General features: G+C 71.2%; 16 protein-coding genes. 13 read left to right on the top strand and 3 right to left on the bottom strand.

The window, feature by feature from the left end; genetic code table 11:
• Positions 1-365 precede the first annotated feature (365 nt).
• Complete coding sequence (locus tag LL648_RS03655; protein WP_232660920.1) at positions 366-2,591, top strand: DNA polymerase III subunit gamma and tau; 2,226 nt, start codon at positions 366-368, stop codon at positions 2,589-2,591.
• Between the two features lie 160 nt (positions 2,592-2,751).
• Entirely contained in the window at positions 2,752-5,118 is a 2,367-nt protein-coding gene (locus LL648_RS03650) for an HAD-IC family P-type ATPase (RefSeq protein WP_232660919.1), read from the top strand.
• Here LL648_RS03650 and LL648_RS03645 read toward each other — a convergent pair.
• Positions 5,089-5,901 carry an N-acetylmuramoyl-L-alanine amidase gene (locus LL648_RS03645; RefSeq protein ID WP_374111967.1) on the bottom strand — a complete coding sequence of 271 codons (813 nt, stop codon included), beginning with the start codon at positions 5,899-5,901 and terminating at the stop codon, positions 5,089-5,091. The genes LL648_RS03650 and LL648_RS03645 overlap by 30 nt on opposite strands.
• Before the next feature lie 71 nt (positions 5,902-5,972).
• Between LL648_RS03645 and LL648_RS03640 the strand changes: the two genes are divergently transcribed.
• Together LL648_RS03640 and recR are read left to right on the top strand one after the other, a co-directional pair.
• Positions 5,973-6,311, top strand: coding sequence for a YbaB/EbfC family nucleoid-associated protein (locus LL648_RS03640; RefSeq protein WP_232660961.1), 339 nt, complete (start codon positions 5,973-5,975; stop codon positions 6,309-6,311).
• A gap of 3 nt (positions 6,312-6,314) precedes the next feature.
• Positions 6,315-6,932 carry a recombination mediator RecR gene (gene recR, locus LL648_RS03635; protein WP_232660917.1) on the top strand — a complete coding sequence of 206 codons (618 nt, stop codon included), beginning with the start codon at positions 6,315-6,317 and terminating at the stop codon, positions 6,930-6,932.
• A 44-nt stretch (positions 6,933-6,976) separates the two neighbouring features.
• Here recR and LL648_RS03630 read toward each other — a convergent pair whose 3' ends face one another.
• On the bottom strand, positions 6,977-7,165 hold the full coding sequence (locus LL648_RS03630) for a hypothetical protein (protein WP_232660916.1): 189 nt from the start codon (positions 7,163-7,165) through the stop codon (positions 6,977-6,979).
• Between the two features lie 356 nt (positions 7,166-7,521).
• Between LL648_RS03630 and LL648_RS03625 the strand changes: the two genes are divergently transcribed.
• From LL648_RS03625 to LL648_RS03585, 9 genes are all read left to right on the top strand, one after another.
• Entirely contained in the window at positions 7,522-8,430 is a 909-nt protein-coding gene (locus tag LL648_RS03625) for a helix-turn-helix domain-containing protein (RefSeq protein ID WP_232660915.1), read from the top strand.
• A gap of 158 nt (positions 8,431-8,588) precedes the next feature.
• Positions 8,589-8,786 (top strand): DUF397 domain-containing protein, encoded by a 198-nt coding sequence (locus LL648_RS03620; RefSeq protein WP_232660914.1) that lies wholly within the window; start codon positions 8,589-8,591, stop codon positions 8,784-8,786.
• Positions 8,787-8,975: 189 nt separating this feature from the next.
• Complete coding sequence (locus LL648_RS03615; protein WP_232660913.1) at positions 8,976-10,637, top strand: ABC transporter substrate-binding protein; 1,662 nt, start codon at positions 8,976-8,978, stop codon at positions 10,635-10,637.
• A gap of 87 nt (positions 10,638-10,724) precedes the next feature.
• Positions 10,725-11,729, top strand: coding sequence for an ABC transporter permease (locus LL648_RS03610; protein ID WP_232660912.1), 1,005 nt, complete (start codon positions 10,725-10,727; stop codon positions 11,727-11,729).
• The gene (locus tag LL648_RS03605; RefSeq protein WP_232660911.1) at positions 11,726-12,646 is read left to right on the top strand and encodes an ABC transporter permease; all 921 of its coding nucleotides are present in this window, start codon (positions 11,726-11,728) and stop codon (positions 12,644-12,646) included. Before LL648_RS03610 ends, LL648_RS03605 begins: the two co-directional genes overlap by 4 nt.
• Positions 12,643-13,629 carry an ABC transporter ATP-binding protein gene (locus tag LL648_RS03600; protein WP_232660910.1) on the top strand — a complete coding sequence of 329 codons (987 nt, stop codon included), beginning with the start codon at positions 12,643-12,645 and terminating at the stop codon, positions 13,627-13,629. Before LL648_RS03605 ends, LL648_RS03600 begins: the two co-directional genes overlap by 4 nt.
• 5 nt (positions 13,630-13,634) lie before the next feature.
• On the top strand, positions 13,635-14,744 hold the full coding sequence (locus LL648_RS03595; protein ID WP_232660909.1) for an ABC transporter ATP-binding protein: 1,110 nt from the start codon (positions 13,635-13,637) through the stop codon (positions 14,742-14,744).
• Between the two features lie 187 nt (positions 14,745-14,931).
• A complete protein-coding gene (locus LL648_RS03590) occupies positions 14,932-15,519 on the top strand; it encodes an RNA polymerase sigma factor (protein WP_232660908.1) in 588 nt (195 codons plus the stop codon).
• Complete coding sequence (locus LL648_RS03585; RefSeq protein ID WP_232660907.1) at positions 15,519-15,998, top strand: hypothetical protein; 480 nt, start codon at positions 15,519-15,521, stop codon at positions 15,996-15,998. The genes LL648_RS03590 and LL648_RS03585 overlap by 1 nt, the downstream gene beginning before the upstream one ends.
• Before the next feature lie 107 nt (positions 15,999-16,105).
• Here LL648_RS03585 and LL648_RS03580 read toward each other — a convergent pair whose 3' ends face one another.
• Positions 16,106-17,488 carry a S8 family peptidase gene (locus LL648_RS03580; protein WP_232660906.1) on the bottom strand — a complete coding sequence of 461 codons (1,383 nt, stop codon included), beginning with the start codon at positions 17,486-17,488 and terminating at the stop codon, positions 16,106-16,108.
• Positions 17,489-17,490 lie beyond the last annotated feature (2 nt).

Genomic DNA, 17,490 nt, shown 5'->3' with positions numbered 1-17,490 from the left:
TGGGGGCGGAGCCCCCAGACCCCGCCCCGGAGGGGCTTCGCCCCCCGGACCCCCTTCCGCCTCGCTTCGCTTCGGCTTTCTCCGCCCGCGAGGCGAGGTGTGCTCGCGGCCCGCGCTCGCCGTTCTCGCTCCAGCGTGTCTTCTGGGGGCGGAGCCCCCAGACCCCGCCCCGGAGGGGCTTCGCCCCCCGGACCCCCTTCCGCCTCGCTTCGCTTCGGCTCCGCTCGGGCCGCTCCAGCGGGAGGGCAGGAAAGCCACTTTCCTGCCCGCACAGGGCCTGAAAGTGGCTTTCCTGCCCTCGCAGCCACCGCCGAACCGTCACCCGCGAGCGGGCGGTGTCGGGGGCGGTGGGTAGCCTCGCGGCCGTGACGCTGGCTCTGTACCGCAAGTACCGCCCGGCGAAGTTCGCCGAGGTCGTCGGGCAGGAACACGTCACGGAGCCGCTGAGCACCGCGCTCGCGTCCGGCCGGATCAACCACGCGTACCTGTTCTCCGGCCCGCGCGGCTGCGGCAAGACGTCGAGCGCGCGGATCCTCGCCCGCTCGCTCAACTGCGAGCTCGGCCCCACCCCCGACCCGTGCGGCGTCTGCCCGTCGTGCATTTCGCTGGCGCCGGGTGGGCCGGGCAACATCGACGTCACCGAGCTCGACGCGGCGTCGCACGGCGGTGTCGACGACACCCGTGAGCTGCGCGACCGCGCGTTCTTCGCCCCGGCCGAGTCGCGCTATCGCGTGTTCATCGTCGACGAGGCGCACATGATCACCACGCAGGGTTTCAACGCCCTGCTGAAGATCGTCGAGGAGCCGCCTGAGCACCTCGTCTTCGTGTTCGCGACCACCGAGCCGGAGAAGGTCCTCCCGACGATCCGCTCGCGCACCCACCACTACCCGTTCCGGCTGATCCCGCCCGGCACCCTGCGCAAGTTGATGGAACGCATCTGCGCGGAGGAGAGCGTGACGGTCTCGCCGGCGGTGTACCCGCTGGTGATCAGGGCGGGCGGCGGCTCGGCCCGCGACTCGCTCTCGGTGCTCGACCAGCTGCTCGCCGGCGCCGGCCCGGAGGGCGTGACGTACGAGCGTGCGGTCAGCCTGCTCGGCGTCACCGACGTCGGGCTGATCGACGACATGGTCGACGCGCTGGCGGCGGGCGACCGCGCGGTGGTCTTCGAGACGGTCGACCGGCTCGTCGAGGGCGGGCACGACCCCCGCCGCTTCGCGACCGACCTGCTGCAGCGCTTCCGCGACGTCACGCTGCTGCAGGCCGTGCCGGAGGCCGTCGACCGCGGGCTGGTCGACGCCGCCGCCGACGAGCTGGCCAGGATGGTCGAGCAGGCCGACCGGCTCGACGCCGCCACGCTCGCGCGTTACGGCGAGATCCTGCACACCGGGCTGATCGAGATGCGCGGGGCGACGGCGCCGCGGCTGCTGCTGGAGCTGCTCTGCGCGCGCATGCTCCTGCCTGCTGCCAGCACGGCCGACACCGCGCTGCTGGAACGCCTCGAACGGCTGGAGCGGCGCAACGACATCGCGGCAGGCCCACCCCCTCCCGGAACGGCCACCGCCCCACCGGTCGGCGACGGCTCCGCGGCGAGCAACGCTGCCGGCCGCCGGTTCCAGCGGCCCAGCGTGCGCGGTGGCTCGCAGCCCGCCGCGGCGCCCGAACCGGCCGAGCAGCCCGAACCACCGGCAGCGAGTCGGCCGGCCACTCCGCCAGCAGCGCCGCCGAGCGACCGCACCCCCGAACCGCAAGCAGCCGAACCGCAAGCAGCCGAACCGCAAGCTCGCCAGCAGGAGGCTCCGCAACAGCCGCCCGCCGAGCCGCAGAGGGCCGAACCGCCCGCGCCGCCGGCGGCTGAGCCCACTCGGGCGGCCGCGCCACCGGAACCGGAACCGGAACCGGAACCGGAACCGCCCAGCCGGCCGGAACAGTCGGCACCCCCTGCAACTGCGGCCGCGCCTCCCGCGCCCGTGCCCCCACCGGCCGCGCCGGCACCGGAAGCGCCGCCCGCCCGGCGGCAGGAGCAGCGCCCGTCGGCCGCTCCGCTCGACGCCGCCGCCGTCAGGCGCGTCTGGCCTGAGGTGCTCGCCGCCGCGAAGGAGCGCAAGAAGCGCACGGCCGCGTTGCTGGTCAGCGCCACCGTGCGGGCCGTCGAGAACGACACGCTCGTGCTCAGCATCGGCACGGCGCCGCTGGCCCGGCTGCTCTCCGAGCAGAGCAACACCGACGTGATCGCCGAGGCGCTGTTCGCCGTGCTCGGGGTGCGCTGGCGCGTCCGCTGCGAGCACGGCGACCCACCGCCCGCGGGCGAGTCGGCCCGCGGCACCGGGGGCGGTGGCCCAGCCCAGCCGCAGCAGAACGCGCCCCGCCGCCCTCAGCGCCCGCCGCCCGTCCGCAAGTCCACCGCGCAGGACGACGGCGAGCCGCTCCCGCCGGAGCCGCCGGAGGAGGAACCTCCGCCGGACGACGAGGAGTCGATGCTCGCCGAGGCCGCGGCCGACACCGGCGAGCCCTCCCCGGAGCGCCGCGATCCGGAAGAGGCGGCGATCGAGCTGCTCAGCGCCGAGCTCGGCGCCCGCGCCCTCAACCCGTAACCCCGGCCCAGCCCCGAAGTTCCCCACCGTTTTGGGTGGATGCGCGCCAAATTGGCGCGCAAGTGCCCAAAACGGTGGGGACGTTTGTCCGGTTACCCGGCCGGGTGGCGTGTGGCCAGCACTCCCCGGGCGGCTCGTGGGGCTGCGTACTCTCGCCCCCGTGTCCACCATCCAGGAACGCACGGACGTTCTTGTCGGGCTGACCGCCGCGCAGGTCGCGGAGCGGGTCGCCGCCGGCCAGACGAACGACGTGCCCGCGAGGGCGAGCCGCAGCGTCCGCGACATCGTCCGCGCCAACGTCTTCACACGCTTCAACGCGATAGTCGGGGTGCTGTTCGCGATCATCCTGGTGATCGGGCCCATCCAGGACGGCCTGTTCGGCTTCGTGATCATCATCAACACGTTGATCGGCATCGTCCAGGAGCTGCGCGCCAAGCGCACCCTCGAACGGCTCGCGATCGTCGGCGAGGCCCGCCCGCACGTGCGCCGCGACAGCGTCACCGTCGAGCTCTCGCCGAGCGGTGTCGTGCTGGACGACGTGATCGAGCTCGGCCCCGGCGACAAGATCGTCGTGGACGGCATCGTGCTCGCCGCCGACGGCCTGGAGATCGACGAGTCGCTGCTCACCGGCGAGTCCGACCCGGTGCACAAGCAGCTGGGCGACCAGGTGCTCTCCGGCAGCTTCGTTGCGGCGGGCTCGGGCGCGCAGCAGGCGACGAAGGTCGGCCGCGAGGCCTACGCCGCGAAGCTCGCCGAGGAGGCGAGCCGCTTCACGCTGGTGGGGTCGGAGCTGCGGTCCGGCATCAACCGGATCCTGCAGATCATCACGTACTTGCTGGTCCCGGCGGCGGCGCTGATCATCTGGAGCCAGTTCCGCACGGCCGGCACCGACATCGACGACGCGCTGCGAGGCATGGTCGCGGCGCTCGTGCCGATGGTGCCGGAAGGGTTGGTGCTGCTCACGAGCATCGCGTTCGCGGTCGGTGTGGTCCGGCTCGGGCGGCGGCAGTGCCTCGTGCAGGAGCTGCCGGCGATCGAGGGCCTCGCCCGCGTCGACGTCGTCTGCGCCGACAAGACCGGCACGCTCACCGAGAACGGCATGCGGCTCGCGAGCGTGCGTCCGTTCGGCGGTAACGACGAGACGAGCCTGCGGGCCGTGCTGGGTGCGCTCGGCGTCGCCGACCCGCGCCCCAACGCCAGCCTCGCCGCCGTTGCGGAGATGTGTCCCGCCCCCGGCTGGACGATCACGGCCACGGCGCCGTTCTCGTCGGCCCGCAAGTGGAGCGGCGCGAGCTTCGACAACGACGGCGACTGGGTGCTCGGGGCCCCGGACGTGCTGCTCGCTGACGGGAGCGCGGAGCGGGCCGAGGCGGAGCGGGTCGGTGCCGGCGGGCTGCGGGTGCTGCTGCTCGGCCGGTGCACGACGACCGTCGATGCGGCCGACGCGCCGGGTGTCGTCGAGCCGGCCGCGCTGGTGGTGCTGGAGCAGCGGGTGCGCCCGGAGGCGGCGGGCACGCTGGCATACTTCGCGGAGCAGGACGTCGAGGTCAAGGTCATCTCCGGCGACAACGCGATCTCCGTCGGCGCCGTCGCGGCCTCGCTCGCACTACCGCGGGCCGACGCTCCGGTGGACGCGCGGCGCCTGCCCGACTCGCGCGAGGAGCTGGCCGACGCGTTGGAGGGCGGCACCGTCTTCGGTCGCGTGACGCCCGCGCAGAAGCGCGAGATGGTCGGCGCGCTGCAGTCGCGCGGCCACACGGTCGCGATGACCGGCGACGGTGTGAACGACGTGCTCGCGCTCAAGGACGCCGACATCGGCGTCGCCATGGGCTCCGGCAGCCCCGCCACCCGCGCGGTCGCCCAGATCGTGCTGCTGGACAACTCCTTCGCCACGCTCCCGCACGTCGTCGCCGAGGGCCGGCGGGTGATCGGCAACATCGAGCGGGTCGCGAACCTCTTCCTGACCAAGACCGTCTACTCGGTCTTCCTGGCGATCGCGATCGGCGCGATCGGGGTGCCGTTCCCGTTCCTCCCGCGGCACCTGACGTTGATCGGCTCGCTGACGATCGGCATCCCGGCGTTCTTCCTCGCGCTCGCGCCCAACACCGAACGCGCCCGCAAGGGCTTCGTGCGCAGGGTGCTGCGGCTGGCGATGCCGTCCGGCCTGGTCGCGGGCCTCGCGACGTTCACGACGTACTTGCTCGTGCGCGGCGACACGACCGCGACGGAGATCCAGCACAGCACCGCGGCCGTCGTCACGCTGTACCTGATCGCGACGTGGGTGCTGGTCGTCGTCGCGCGCCCGCTGGTCTGGTGGAAGATCGTGATGATCGCGGCGTCGCTCGCGGCGTTCTCCTACGCGCTGTTCCTGCCGATCGTCTTCGGGCAGCGGTTCTGGCAGCTCGACCCCGGGCACGGTCCGACGATCATGATCGCGGTGGTCGTCGCCGTGGTGGGGATGGTGCTGATCGAGCTGGCGTACTGGTTCGTGAACCGGTCAGCGGCGAAGGAACGCCAGCACGCCTGAGGCGAGCGCCGCGGCGTACCGCTCGCGGCCCGGCTCGGTGGTCATGAGGGCGGCCTCGGCCGGGTTGCGCATGTTCCCGCACTCGACGAGCGCGGCGGGGCGGGTCGCGAGGTTGAGCCCGGCGAGGTCGCGGCGCAGTGAGATGCCCTCGTGGCCGGTGTAGCTGGAGTCGGTGAAGCCGCCGCCGCGCATGGCGTCGCGCAGCGCCGTGGCGAGCGCGCGGGCCGGGCCTTCCTGCGCCGGGTTGAGCGGCGGGTCGGAGACGGCGACGTGGAAGCCGGTCCCGTTGCGAGCGGTCCCGTCGGCGTGAATGGAGACGACGGCGTCGGCGCCGGCCTGCTCACCCGCCTGCCCACGCACGTCGACGCAAGGGCCGATCCCGTTGTCGTCGGGCCTCGTCATGACCACGCGGACGCCGGCGGCCTCCAGCTGCCGCTGCACGCGTTGCGCGACGTCGAACGTGAAGGCGTGCTCCGGGTACCCGGCGTCGGTCTGGGTGCCGGTTGTGTTGCACGCCTTCGTCCCACCGCGCCCGTCCGGCACCGGCCGGTTGATCTCCGCGGGGTTGGCGGCGTTGCGCGCGTTGTGCCCCGGGTCGAGCACGACGACCCGCGGCGGCGGCGGAGTCGACGGCTGGGCGCTCGGGGCCGCGGCCGTTCGCACGGGTTCCGGCGCGATCGTCGGCGGGGCCGGCGCGCACGCGCTGATGACGGCACAGACCACCACACCGCAAACCACCACACCGCGGACCATGACGCGTAGGGCGTTGCGCACGAGCGCCACCCTCGCACGGCTACCCTGGTTGCAGGAGCCGGCCGCGCTGGACGCGCCCGGAACGAGGTGCGAGGAGACCGCTGGTGCAACCGGGTCAGCCCGACATGCAGATGATCCTTCAGCAGGCGCAGAAGATGCAGGAGCAGCTGATGGCCGCCCAGGCCGAGCTGGCGACCGCGGAGGTGGTCGGCCAGGCGGGCAACGGGCTGGTGCAGGTGACGATGACCGCCGCGCAGGAGGTGCGCGCCGTCCGGATCGACCCGAAGGTCATCGATCCGGAGGACGCCGAGACGTTGCAGGACCTCATCGTCGGCGCCTTGCAGGACGCCGCACGGGCGGCGCAGGAGTTGCAGGCGGAGAAGATGGGTCCGCTCGCCGGTGGGCTGGGTGGCGATCTCGGCCTGCCCGGCCTCGGCTGAGCGGTGTTCGAGGGACCGGTCCAGGACCTGATCGACGAGCTGGGCCGGCTGCCTGGGGTCGGGCCGAAGAGCGCGCAGCGGATCGCGTTCCACCTGCTCGCGGCCGACCCCGTCGACGTGTCCCGGCTGCAGGACGTGCTGCAGCGGGTCAAGGAGGGCGTCCTCTTCTGCGAGGTCTGCGGCAACGTCTCCGAGCGGGAGCGCTGCAGGTACTGCTCCGACGCGCGGCGCGACCCGACGATCGTCTGCGTCGTGGAAGAGGCGAAGGACGTGCTGGCGGTGGAGCGCACTCGCGAGTTCAAGGGGCGCTACCACGTGCTGGGTGGTGCGCTGGATCCGTTGGCGGGGGTGGGGCCCGACACGCTGCGGATCAGGGAGCTGTTGGCCCGGCTCGGCGGGACCGGGCCGGCCTCTGACGAGACCGAGATCGCCGAAGTGATCATCGCGACCGACCCCAACACCGAGGGCGAGGCCACCGCGACCTATCTCTTGCGCTTGCTTCGTGACTTTCCTGGTCTCACCGTCACCCGCCTGGCATCGGGGCTGCCGATGGGTGGAGACCTCGAGTTCGCCGACGAACTCACTCTGGGCCGCGCCCTGTCCGGCCGCCGCGCCCTGTGAGGTTCAGGGTGCGCGACGGCCGGTTCGTCCGGCGCGGACCTTCATCAGTCGTCGTCCCAACTCTCTGCCTCGGCGCTGTCCACGCCGTGGTATTCGGGCAGTTTTGACTCCCAGTTGTGCCGGCGCTCCTGTGCGATCCTCCGCCAGGCCGAGGCCTGAGCGGCGTCGACGATCCCGACGATGATCGCGATCATGATGATGAGACCGGCGCCTGCGGCGATGAGCAGAATCACGGGGACCAACCTCCTGAGTCGGCGACCTCGACCCCCGGCCGTCCGGAGGTCGTTGAGCTAGCAACTTTCCCGATCGAAACCTTCATCGGAACTCCATTTCGGTGGTTGTTTCCGCCGGCGGGTCGCCGGACGACTGCGGGTTCCGGCGAGCGCCGGAGGAGGGAGCAAGACGCATCAGGAGGCGGGTTCGGTTGGTTCACCACGGCCTCCTCTCGGAATGCCAGCGCGTCGGTGAGGTGACTTCCACCACACTGCGTGCTGGTGTATAGACTGACACGCGCAAGTGCCCCATGCAATTGCAAGAGGCACTTGCGGGCAACTTCACTCTCCCGCAGCAGCGTCACCCAAGAGGAGTCATGGCCGCACCGCACAGCCCGATCGGCGCCCGCCGGAGGCTGGGGGCAGAGCTGAGACGGCTCCGGAACAAGGTCGGGCTCACGCTGGACGACGTCGCGGAGAAGATGACGTGCAGCACGTCCAAGATCTCCCGGCTCGAGACCGGGAAAGGGATCCCGAAGATCCCCGACGTCAACGAGCTGATCCGCATCTACGGCGTCGCCTCCGAAACCGAACGGGACATGCTCCTGCGGCTCGTGCGCGACGGGCGTGAACACGGCTGGTGGGAGTCGCTGACCGAGGGCGTCACGCCCGAGCGGTTCATGATGGACGCGCCCGGCCGGTATGCCTCCCTGGAGAACGACGCGACCGCGGTGAGTGCGTTCGACCTGACCGTCGTACATGGATTGCTGCAGACCGAGCGCTATATGCGCCTAGTGATCAATACGGTGTTCTCGCACCAGACCGAGGAAGCAATCGAGCAGCTGGTGCAGATCCGGATGAAGCGGCAGGAGGCGCTCTTCAGGGACGACCCGAAGCCGCTCCAGTTCACCTCCGTCATGGACGAGGCGGTGCTGTCGCGCCCGATCGGCGGCGCGGACGTGATGGGGGAGCAGCTGGAGCGCATCCTCGAGCTCTCGGAGCGGCCCAACATCTCGATTCGCGTGCTGCCGTTCGGCGCCGGGTTCCTGCGCGCGCACGCGGGGCACTTCGTCCTGTTGGGGATCCCGGCCGACCTCGGCAACGACGTCGTCTACATCGAGGGCCATTCGGGGGAGGCCTTCCTCGACTCACGCGACGACGTGAAGCTCTACCGCGAGGTGTTCGCGGACGCGCTGAACCGAACCCGGTCGGGCGCCGAGTCCCAGGAGGTCGTGCGCAGCTACTTGACCGCAGTCCGGAACAACCCGCCCGACCACGCCACCTGATAGTTGGAAGCACGCACCCTGGCTGGTTGACCCGTCGTTACCAGGGAAAACGAGGAAGTGACCCACCCGATCGGGGGTCATGATCATCGGTAGTCCATGATCTCGCCAGCACCGCTCGGCCCAAGTGCATAGTAGACGCGAAGGAAGGCACGCCCCCGGTGATCGAGTTCAAGATCAGCAGCTTCTGCAACCTCGGTAACTGCGTCGAGGTCGGGCAGCTGCCCGACGGTTCGTTCGCCGTGCGCGACACCAAGGACCGCAGCGCCACCCTCACGTTCTCGGTGGACGAGTGGGCGGCTTTTGTCGCCGGCGTGAAGAACGGCGAGTTCGACCCCGCGCAGACCGTCGGAGCCTGATCGCACCACGACGAACCGCGGCGCTCCCGATCACATCGGATGAGCGCCGCGGTTCGGCTTTTCGCTCTGCGTTACCTCGAGTACGGACCGGTGCACGGCTGTAGCAGAACCGTGACTGTCGCGGGCTACCGGAAGGCGACGCCACGCCGTTAGCGTCCGGGATCTCCCCGACGAAGAGGTTGTCGCATCATGAGATCTGCTCGACGGCTGGCCGCAGTGGGCGCGGCACTGGTCTGCGCTGTGTCGCTCGCCGCATGTGCGGCTTCCGAGCGTGGCCAGGGCGGGTCGGGGACGCCGGCGGACACCCTGATCATCGGCGTGCCGGGCACCCCGAAGCACTTCGACCCGCTGTTCGCCTCCGACGGCGAGACGTTCCGCCCGTCGCGGCAGATGTACGACACCCTCATCACGCACAAGCGCGGCACCGCCCAGCTGGAGCCGGGGCTCGCGCTGGAGTGGACGCCCAACGCCGACTTCACGCAGTGGACGTTCAAGCTGCGTGAAGGGGTGAAGTTCCACGACGGCACCGACTTCAACGCCGAGGCCGTCTGCTTCAACCTCAACCGCTGGGTGAACCTCCCCAGCGCGGCCGCCCAGACCCAGGCGATCTACTACGCCGACGCCTTCGAGGGCTTCACGAACAACCTGGCCAGCGCGAAGGACCAGCCGGTCTACAAGTCCTGCACCGCGCCCGACCCGACCACCGCGGTGGTCTCGCTCAACCGGGCGAAGGGGGCCTTCCCCGCCGCGTTCGCGCTCACGTCGCTCTCGATCTCGAGCCCGGCCGCGCTGCAGAAGTACAACGGCGACAAGGTCGAGCAGAGCGGGCAGGCCTACACCTACAGCGAGTACGCCACGGCGCACCCGACGGGCACCGGCCCGTTCAAGTTCGAGAGCTTCGACCGCACCGCGAACACGGTCACGTTCGTGCGCAACGACCAGTACTGGGGCGAGAAGGCCAAGGTCGCCAAGCTGATCTTCAAGGTCATCCCGGACGAGAACGCCCGCAAGCAGGAGCTGCAGTCGGGCACGATCGACGGCTACGACTACCCGTCGCCCGCCGACTGGAAGGCGTTGCGCGACGGCGGTTTCAACGTGCTGGTCCGGCCCGTCTTCAACATCCTCTACATGGGGATCAACCAGAAGAACAACCCGGCGCTGAAGGACCTCAGGGTGCGCCAGGCGCTCGCCTACGCGATCGACCGCGAGTCGCTCGTGCGCAACCAGCTGCCCGAGGGCGCGGTCGTCGCGACGCAGTTCCTGCCCGAGGCCGTCGCCGGCTACGCGAAGGACCTGAAGCCGATCCCGTACGACCCGGAGAAGGCCAAGCAACTGCTCGCCGAGGCCGGCCAGTCGAACCTGACGGTGAACTTCTACTACCCGACCGAGGTCACCCGGCCGTACATGCCGAACCCGACCAACATCTTCACGGCGCTCGCCGAGAACCTCCGCCAGGTCGGGATCACCGTGAACCCGGTGCCGCAGCCGTGGAACGGCGGCTACGTCGACTCGATCACCGCCAACGGCGTGCACGACCTGCACCTGTTCGGGTGGACGGGCGACTACAACGACGCCGGCAACTTCATCGGGACCTTCTTCGGCCGCAACAAGCCGGAGTTCGGCATCACCGACCAGAGCCTGTTCGACGAGGTCGCGAAGGCCGACGGTACGGTCGATCCCGCCGGGCACGCCGCGGCCTACGAGCAGGTCAACCGCGACCTCATGTCGAAGTACCTCCCCGCGGTGCCGGTGAGCAGTGCACCGCCCGCGCTCGTGCTCAGGGAGAACATCAAGGGGCTCATCCCCACACCGCTGACGGACGAGCGCTACTTCACGGTCTCGAAAGGCTGACCGCGGGCGCGACACCAGTACCCGAGTGGCGCCGCCGGAGGGGGCGGTGCCACCCTCGGGCGCCAGCACAACGGGGGAGGGGGAACCATGCTGCGATTTGTCGTACGACGCCTGCTGCAGGTGATCCCGACGCTGTTGCTGCTCTCGTTGCTGGTGTTCTGGTGGCTGCGCAGCCTCCCCGGCGGCCCCGCGACCGCGCTGCTCGGTGACAAGGCGACACCCGAGCGGATCGCGGAGATCAATAGAGGGCTCGGGCTCGACCAGCCGATCCTCACCCAGTACTGGCTCTTCCTCGGCCGGGTGGTCAGCGGTGACTTCGGCACGTCGACGATCACCGGGGAGCCGGTGCTGTCGGAGATCGCGCGCTTCATGCCCGCGACGATCGAGCTGTCGGTCGTCGCGCTGCTTATCGCCGTGCTGCTCGGCATCCCGCTGGGGTACCTGGCCGCGCGCTACCGCGGTCGCCCGCTCGACGTCGCCACGGTGATCGGCACGTTGGTCGGGGTTGCGGTGCCGGTGTTCTTCTTGGGCTACCTCCTCAAGCAGTACATCGCCGTCGACCTGCGGCTGCTGCCGCCGTCCGGCCGCCTGTCCACCGGTATCGACGCCACCGACGTCACCGGGTTCGCGGTCCTCGACGGCCTCCTGACCAGGGAGTTCGACGCCAGCCTCGACGCGCTGCGACACCTCGTGCTGCCGGCGGTCACGCTGGCCACCATCCCGCTCGCGGTGATCGTGCGGATCACCCGCGCCTCCGTGCTCGACGTGCTCGGCGCGGACTTCGTCCGCACCGCCAACGCGAAGGGGCTCGCGCCGATCACCGTGCGCTCGCGGCACGTGCTGCGCAACGCGCTGCTGCCCGTCTCGACGACGATCGGCCTGCAGGTCGGCCTGTTGCTGGCCGGCGCGGTGCTGACCGAGAAGGTGTTCGTCTGGGGCGGCATCGGCACGATGCTGGCCGACGCGATCACGTTGAAGGACTACCCGCGCCTGCAGGCGTTGCTGCTGATGGGCGCGGTGATCTACGTCGTCGTCAACCTGCTCGTCGACATCTCCTACGCCGTGATCGACCCGCGCGTGCGGCTGTCATGACCACCTTCACCGCGCGGCGCAAGGCCCGCATCGACGAGCTCGCGGGCGGGCGCAGCCTCACGTCGGAGGCGTTCCGGCGGCTGCGCAGGGATCCCGTCGCGATCACCGGGGCGGTGGTCGTCGGGCTGTTCGTCGTGGTGGCGGCGCTGGCGCCGCTGCTGGCGCCGCACGGCGCGGCGGAGACGTTCGTCGAACTCAAGCGCGACCTGCGGCCGGGAACGATCCCCGGGCCGATGGAGGGTTTCCCGCTCGGGAGCGACCAGCTCGGCCGCGACTTCCTCTCGCGGATGCTGCTCGCCTCGCAGCAGACGCTGCTGGTCGGCGTGCTGGCCACCGTGATCGGGCTGGCGGTCGGCGTCGTGATCGGGACGATCGCGGGCGCGTTCGGCGGCTGGGTCGACACCCTCCTGATGCGCCTGACCGACGTCCTGCTGGCGGTCCCGCACCTGCTGCTCGCGATCTCCGTCGCGGCGCTCGCCGCCAACCCCTCGCAGACGACCGTGATCATCGCCGTCGCCATCGTCGGGGTGCCGATCTTCGCGCGGCTGCTGCGCGGCTCGATGCTGGCGCAGCGCGAGAGCGACCACGTCGTGGCCGTTACGGCGCTCGGGGTGCGGCGCAGCGCCGTCGTGCTGCGGCACATGCTGCCCAACGCGATCGGGCCGGTGATCGTCCAGGCGACGCTCACGCTCGCCACCGCGATCCTCGACGCCGCCGCGCTGTCGTTCCTCGGCCTCGGCGACGCGGACCCCGGCCGCGCGGAGTGGGGGCTGATGCTCGCGCAGGCGCAGGCCTACCTCGACGTGCGGCCCGCGCTGGCGTTCTTCCCGGCCGTCGCGATCATCGTCGTCGCGCTCGGGTTCACGCTGCTCGGCGAGTCGCTGCGCGAGGCGCTCGACCCGAAGGGGTCGCGATGACGACGCACCCGCTGCTGAAGGTCCGCGACCTGCGGGTCGTCTTCCGCCGTCGCGGCGAGCCGGACACCGTCGCCGTCGACGGCGTGAGCTTCGACGTGGCGGCCGGGCAGGTGATCGGCCTCGTCGGCGAATCGGGCTGCGGCAAGTCGGTGACGTCGATGGCAGTGATGCGGCTGCTGCCCGCCCGCGGCGTCGAGATCTCGGGGAGCATCGAGCTCGACGGTGTCGAGCTGCTGGCGCTCTCCGACTCCGAGATGCGCGAGCGCCGGGGCCGCGACGTCTCGATGATCTTCCAGGACCCGCTCTCCTCGCTGAACCCGGTGATCCCGATCGGGCTGCAGATCACCGAGGTGCTGCGCCGCCACCGCGGGATGGGCAAGGCGCAGGCCCGCGCGGAGGCCGTCGAGCTGCTCGACAGGGTCGGCATCCCGGAGCCGCGGCGACGCCTCGACACCTACCCCCACCAGCTCTCGGGCGGCATGCGACAGCGTGCGCTGATCGCGATCGCGCTGGCCTGCCGGCCGCGCCTGCTGATCGCCGACGAGCCGACGACCGCACTCGACGTCACCATCCAGGCGCAGATCCTCGGCCTGCTCTCCGACCTGGTGCGGGAGACCGGCACCGCGCTCGTCATGATCACCCACGACCTCGGGATCGTGGCCGGCATGTGCGAGACGGTGAACGTGCTCTACGGCGGACGGATCGTCGAGCGGGCGCAGCGGCACCGGCTGTTCGGGACGCCGCGCCACCCGTACACGCACGGGCTGCTGCGCTCGATCCCGCGGCTCGACTCGCCGCCGGGAGAGAAGCTCGCGGCGATCAGCGGCTCGATGGCGGACAACCTGCCGTGGGCGCATTCGTGCGCGTTCGCGCCCCGCTGCCCGCGCGTGCTGGAGACCTGCCTCGACATCACGCCGGACGCCGAGACCAGCGGCGGGCGCCTGCTGCGCTGCCACAACCCGGTCCCGGCGAGCGCGGAGTGATGGCCATGCCCTCGGTCGAAGCCGAGCCGTTGCTGCAGGTCAACGACCTCGCGGTGCACTTCCCGATCAAGCAGGGGCTGCTGCTCGACCGAACTGTCGGGTACGTCTACGCGGTCGACGGGGTGTCGCTCGAGGTCCGCCGCGGTGAGACGTACGGCCTGGTCGGTGAGTCCGGCTGCGGCAAGTCGACGCTGGGCAAGGCGATCGTGCGGCTGGTGCGCCCGACCGCCGGCTCGGTCGTCTTCGACGGCGCCGACGTGGCCCCGCTCAAGGGTGAGGCGCTGCGCACCCGGCGGCGCCGGTTCCAGATGGTGTTCCAGGACCCGCTCTCCAGCCTGGACCCGCGCCAGTCCGTCGAGGCGATGCTGACCGAGGGCATGCGCGCGCACGGGCTGCCCGACGGGTCCGCGCGGCTGCGCGAGCTGGTCGCCGCCGTCGGGCTGCCGCCCTCGGCGCTGCGCCGCTACCCGCACGAGTTCTCCGGCGGCCAGCGCCAGCGCATCGGGATCGCGCGTGCGCTGAGCGTCGAACCAGACCTGATCGTCGCCGACGAGCCGGTCTCGGCCCTGGACGTCTCCGTGCAGGCCCAGGTGCTCAACCTGCTCGGCACGTTGCAGGACGAGCTGCGCCTCACCTACCTCGTGATCGCGCACGACCTCGCCGTCGTCCGGCACGTCAGCGATCGGATCGGCGTGATGTACCTCGGCGGGCTGGTCGAGGAGGCGCCGTCGCAGGCGCTCTACGACGACCCGCAGCACCCGTACACGCGCGCGCTGCTCTCCGCCGTGCCGGTGCCGGACCCGGAGCTGGAGGACCGCCGGGAGCGCATCCTGCTCACCGGCGACCTGCCCTCGCCCGCCGCGCCGCCGCAGGGCTGCCGGTTCCACACCCGCTGCCCGTGGCGGCAGCCGCAGCGGTGCGACGACGAGCGGCCGCAGCTGCGCGTGATCGAGGGCGCCCCTGCTGGGCACCGCGTCGCCTGCCACTTCGCCGAGGGCATCCGCGACGGCGTGATCAAGCCGCACAGCGTCGAACCCGTTGTGGTCGGCGAGCTCTCGGCGCACGGGACGGTCCCCGACCTCCCGGGCTCGGTGACGGAGATCCTGGGTCGCTGACGCCCCTGCGGCCACGGACGTGACGTGTGTCGCCATCCGATCGTCACGCTGCGTCCGTCAGTTGTGACAACATTCACCCGGCAGACAGGTATCCGCACGGTCACTTCGGCACTCCCCCTTCGGTATGCGAGAAGAGGAAGAGCATGGACATCGTCTGGGCACCTCCAACCGATCTCGGGCGGGGTGGGTGGAGCAGAGCAGCGTTGCCGACGCCGTGCGTCGGGCGGCCGACGGAGACCGTGCGGCCTGGGACGCGCTCGTCGCGAACTTCAGCGGGCTGGTGTGGTCGGTCGCCCTCGGGCACCGGCTCGGCCCTGCCGACTCGGCGGAGGTCGTCCAGACGACCTGGTTGCGCCTGCTCGAGAACCTCGACCGCATCCGCGAGCCCGAACGGATCGGCGGCTGGCTCGCCACCACGGCCCGCCACGAGTCGCTGCGCCTGCTGCGGATGCGCAGCCGCGAGCACCTCACCGACGACGAGGCCAGCTTCGACGCCACCACCACCGCTACGAGCGCTGCGGCGTCCCCCGAAGAGCTGTTGCTCGACCGCGATCGCGACCGCAGTCTCTGGATCGCCTTCTCCCAGCTACCGGAGCGGTGCCGTGCGCTGCTCCGGCTCGTGATCATCGTGGCACCCCCGTACACGGAGGTCGCCGCGGCGCTCGACATGCCGATCGGGAGCATCGGGCCCACCCGCGCCCGCTGCCTCGACCGGCTTCGACGGCTCCTCGCGACCGCGGGGGTCACGGACGCAATCGGGGGGTCGGTGACGTGATGGACGGGTCGGCAGCCGATGACGCACTGCTCGCGGAGCTGGCGGAGGTCCTGCGGCCGCAGCTCGTCCCACCACCCGAGCTGGTGGAGGCGGCGAAGCAGAGCTACACGTGGCGCACCGTCGACGCCGAGCTGGCCCGGCTCACGCACGACTCCTTGATCGACGACGGCCCGGTGCTGGCCCGCTCCAGCGGGCAGCCGCGGATACTGACGTTCGAGGTCAGCGCGGTGGTCATCGAGGTGGAGGTGGACACCACTCCCAGCGGGAGGCGGCTGCTCGGCCAGCTCGTCCCCGCCGTCGAGATGGAGCTCGAAGTGCACGTGGGCGAGGTCGGGCAGGACGAGACCGTCACCGCGACCGGACGGTCCGACGCGCTCGGCCGCTTCGTCCTGCCGCTGCCGAAGCAACGCGGGCTCGTCCGGCTGCGTTGCACGCTCCCCGACGGCGCCGCGGTCGAGACGGCAAGGATCCGGCTCTAGCACCCACGAACGGGAAACCCGGGAGGGCAGGAAAGCCACTTTCCTGCCCTGTGAGGGCCGGAAAGTGGCTTTGCTGCCCTCCCGTCGGGCCCGGCCGCCCGGGTCCGTCAAGCCGGGAGGATGACGATGGCCTTCCCGTAGTCCGTGATCGAGGTTGCCTTCTGCAGCACCACGCCCAGCGCTTCGAGCGGGGTCTTGCCGCTGTGCTGCGGGTCCTGCATGACCTTCGTGACCGCGCCGACGACCTGGGGCGCGGCAAAGGACGTACCGCTCCACGTCGCCCACGACTCGGGGCCGAAGGTGTCGGGTCCCTGCTGGTCGGCCGCGTGGCTCTCGGTGCCGATCACGTACGTCGAGACGACGCCCTCGCCGAGCGTCGAGCACGTGACGTTGCCGTGGGTCGACCAGTCGGCCCCGGCCACCTTGCCGGTTGTCTCGTCGATCCCCAGCGCCGCGACCGAGACGACGTTGTTCGGGAAATCCGTGCGGAAGGACGCGGGCCAGACCTGGCGGGTGTCGCCCGTGTTGCCAGCGGCGCAGACGATCAGCACCTCGTTGTCGATCGCGATCGCCTGCTCGATCGCGACCCGCAGCGAGAGCGGCGGGTCGACCTCGAGCGTGTCGGTGCCGAACGACAGGTTGAGGATCTTGGCGCCGTCCTGGACGGCCGTCACGATCGCGGCGGCGACGGTCGTCTCCGCGGCCGCCCCGTCGGTGTCGAGCGCCTGGTAGACGCGCAGGTCGGCGCCGGGCGCCACCTGCTGGACCACGCCGGCGACGAACGAGCCGTGGCCCGCCCCGAGGTCGAGCCGGTTGTCGGTCGGCTGCGGGATGACGTCGAGCAGGTCGACGTTGTCGTTGCGCAGCAACCCGTTGAGCCACCCGTCGGCGCGCTGCTCGGTGCTGACGCCGGTGTCGACGACGGCCACCCGGGGCCCTGACACCGCGACGGCGGGCTTCTGCTGCGCCCAGGACGAGTTCTCGGGGCCGCCCTGCGCCTTCCGGACCATCCCGAGCGGCGTGACGTAGCTGTGGCGCACCGGGACCCCCGCCGCGACGAGCTGCTTGCCGACCGAGGCCGTCCGGTTGCGGATCCCGGAGATCGACTCGGGGGTCGCGTCGAGCGTGTACACGGCCTTGCCCAGACCCGGCACCGGCGCCGCGACCAGCCCCAGCTTCTTGATCAGCGCCTGCTGCTCGTCCTCGAGGGCGCCGTAGTGCTCGCCCGTGATCAGGAACTGGCCGGACACGACGAACGTGTCGGCGCCCTTGTTCTCGACCGCCTCGAACTGCACGAGGTCCCGGCGCCCCGCCCGGCGCCCGACGAACTGCTCCGACGTCGTCCGGCGGTGGTTGTCGTCGTGCTGCAGCTGGATCCAGTTCCCGACCTGTTCCTTGACCCGTTTCCGTTCGTCGGCCCGCTTGGCGTCCGGACGCATGTCCTTCAGCGTCGAATCGAAGGCCTGGACGGCGACGGCACCGTTCTTCATTC

Source organism: Pseudonocardia sp. TRM90224, assembly GCF_021245725.1.
Lineage (GTDB): Bacteria > Actinomycetota > Actinomycetes > Mycobacteriales > Pseudonocardiaceae > Pseudonocardia.
This window is presented reverse-complemented; position numbering and strand designations above follow the sequence as displayed.